This is a genomic window from Streptomyces sp. RP5T, assembly GCF_003933965.1.
Classification (GTDB): domain Bacteria; phylum Actinomycetota; class Actinomycetes; order Streptomycetales; family Streptomycetaceae; genus Streptomyces.
Genome location: NZ_RSAJ01001105.1, coordinates 1 through 1,267, shown reverse-complemented (window position 1 = coordinate 1,267; position 1,267 = coordinate 1). Strand labels below are relative to the sequence as shown.

Below are 1,267 nucleotides of genomic sequence, written 5' to 3'. Positions count from 1 at the left end.
GGGGCACGACGGGGCGGTCGGGTTCGATGTAGCCGAGTTCGGTGTAGGTGGCGGTCGCGGGCCCGGTGAAGCCGGCGAACCCCTCGTCCCAGCCGGTGTCCGGGTCGGGCGCGTAGTGGTGGGGGACGCCGGGGGTGAGCCACAGCAGGCAGGGCGCGGTGACCGTCGTGCGGCGGCCGTCGGGGGTCTCGTACCACCCGGTGCCGGTGCTGATGACGACGGCGACGTGGCTGTCGAGGGTGCGGGGGCCGACGGTGGGCAGCGCGCCGTACTGGAGTCCGACTCCCAGGCAGACCAGGCCCAGCCGGTGGTGGACGGGGCTGGGGCTGAGGAATCGCATCCAGGTGTGGTACATCGCGCTCCTCGCGTGCGCTTCGGTCCAAGCAGCGCCGATCTTTGTCCATGGACGTGATCGTCGCCAGTGGTGAGGGTGGAGCCTATGAGCGAGTTCACGGTGGGTGAAACCGATTTCCTGCTGGACGGGCGGCCGGTGCGGCTGCTGTCCGGTGCGCTGCACTACTTCCGGGTCCATGAGGCCCAGTGGGGGCACCGGCTGGCGATGCTGCGGGCGATGGGCCTGAACTGTGTGGAGACGTACGTGCCGTGGAACCTGCACGAGCCGCATCCGGGGGACTTCCGGGACGTGGAGGCGCTGGGCCGGTTCCTGGACGCGGCCCGGGAGGCGGGACTGTGGGCGATCGTCCGCCCGGGCCCCTACATCTGCGCGGAGTGGGAGAACGGCGGTCTGCCGCACTGGCTGCGGGGTCCCGCCCGGACGAGTGACGAGCGGTACCTCGCCCAGGTGGAGCGCTGGTTCCGGCGGCTGCTGCCGCAGGTCGTGGCGCGGCAGATCGACCGCGGCGGCCCGGTGCTCATGGTGCAGGTGGAGAACGAGTACGGCAGCTACGGTTCGGACACGGGGTATCTGCTGCGGCTGGCCGAGCTGCTGCGCGCCGAGGGCGTCACGGTCCCGCTGTTCACCTCGGACGGCCCCGAGGACCACATGCTCACCGGCGGCTCGCTGCCCGGTGTCCTCGCCACGGTGAACTTCGGCTCCGGCGCCCGCACCGCCTTCGAGACGCTGCGCCGGTACCGGCCGGACGGTCCGCTGATGTGCATGGAGTTCTGGTGCGGCTGGTTCGAGCACTGGGGCGGTGAGCCCGTCGTACGGGACGCCGGGGACGCGGCCGCGGCGCTGCGGGAGATCCTGGAGTGCGGGGCCTCGGTGAACCTGTACATGGCGCACGGGGGCACGAACTTCGCGGGC

The 1,267-nt window shown here is 71.8% G+C and carries 2 protein-coding genes; one reads left to right on the top strand and one right to left on the bottom strand.

Annotation, left to right across the window (positions count from 1 at the left end; genetic code table 11):
• A partial coding sequence (locus tag EHS43_RS44795; RefSeq protein WP_185806683.1) for an AraC family ligand binding domain-containing protein occupies positions 1 to 355 on the bottom strand: 355 nt, incomplete at its 3' end.
• An 84-nt stretch (positions 356 to 439) separates the two neighbouring features.
• Here EHS43_RS44795 and EHS43_RS44790 point away from each other — a divergent pair.
• On the top strand, positions 440 to 1,267 hold an 828-nt coding region (locus EHS43_RS44790; RefSeq protein ID WP_185806682.1), incomplete at its 3' end, for a beta-galactosidase.